This window comes from Candidatus Phytoplasma citri (assembly GCF_002009625.1).
Lineage (GTDB): Bacteria > Bacillota_I > Bacilli_A > Acholeplasmatales > Acholeplasmataceae > Phytoplasma > Phytoplasma citri.
This window is the reverse complement of record NZ_MWKN01000086.1, coordinates 1-1,220: the sequence shown is the minus strand read 5'-3', so window position 1 is coordinate 1,220 and position 1,220 is coordinate 1. Positions and strand designations below refer to the sequence as shown.

Here is a 1,220-nt window from a genome sequence, read left to right as displayed (position 1 = left end):
AAATTAGGGAAAGCGGTGTGCTTGGAAACTTGCTCGCACCGTTTGGACGGGGGCTGATTGTAAATAAAACAGCAAAGATAAATCGCTGCATAAAACACAATTAATCTATCCGTATATTAAAAATAAATAGTTAATTATTTAAATTTAATTCATTGTTAATTTTTTGATTTTTTTATTATTATATTTAAGAGTTGTTTTTTTACACTAATGAATTATAAAAAAATAAATAGAAAGGGTTTTTAAATATTTATTAAAATGATTAAACGAGATAAAAATTTTATTTTAACCAATATTATTAATGTTTCTAAAACTCAAATTAAAAATAATTATTTTACAAACGATTATTCTAATAGATTAGGCATTGTTATTAAAACTTTGTTTTTGCTTATGATTAGTTTATGTAGTGGTCTATCGTATTTTTATTTTTTATCTATTTTTTCGTTACCTATTCAGTTAAATTTGTCTTTCGTGTCTGTGTTAACCGCTTTTGGTATAAGTTTGGGTTTGGTTTTTTATAGTGGTTTTTTTAAATATAAAAGTTTGAAAACAGTTTCTATTTTATATTCCTTATTTCAAGGAATATTTATGGGTAGCTTTTTTAGTGTAGTAAATATTAATTATTCGGGTTTATTATCTATTTTGTCATTTGCTTTAATATGTGTTTGTGTTTTGTTTGTGTTTATGAATCTTTTATATTCTTTAGGAGTTGTAAAAGTTAATTATAAATTAAAATTTTTTCTATTTATATTAATTATCTTTTTAATGTTTTTTGAGAGTATAAATGTTTTTATACAAAGTAGTTTTTTAGGATTCATAATTTCTATTATTAGCATTTTTATTGGTTCTTTAGAGTTGTCTAGAAATTTTGCTGCGGTAGAATGTTTAATTAAAAAACGTTTAGATAAAAAGTATGAGTGGGCTTTGGCTTTTTCTTTTCACATAATTTTAATTAATTTATTTCTAGATTTTGTTATTTTGTTGTTGAGATTTATCGATTATCAAGAAAATAAAAGATAAATAATTTAATAATTAATAATAAATATTACATGATATTAGAAAGAATAAGAACAATAAGAATAAATAGTTAATTGACCGCGATGGGAAATTAGTTCTTGAAAAAGAGTAAATTATGGAAAGCCGGATGCTTGGAAACTTGCTTGTCCGGTTTGGACGGGGGCTGATTGTAAATAAAACAGCAAAGATAAATCGCTGCATAAAAC

At 23.5% G+C, this 1,220-nt stretch carries 2 protein-coding genes; one reads left to right on the top strand and one right to left on the bottom strand.

What is annotated here, in order from left to right:
• Window positions 1-255 precede the first annotated feature (255 nt).
• Window positions 256-1,017: a Bax inhibitor-1/YccA family membrane protein gene (locus B2G44_RS02010; RefSeq protein WP_078123161.1), complete on the top strand. Its 762-nt coding sequence runs from the start codon at window positions 256-258 to the stop codon at window positions 1,015-1,017.
• Between the two features lie 12 nt (window positions 1,018-1,029).
• On the opposite strand, the gene B2G44_RS02355 is transcribed toward B2G44_RS02010, so the two are convergent.
• A partial coding sequence (locus B2G44_RS02355) for a hypothetical protein (protein WP_180372478.1) occupies window positions 1,030-1,220 on the bottom strand: 191 nt, incomplete at its 5' end.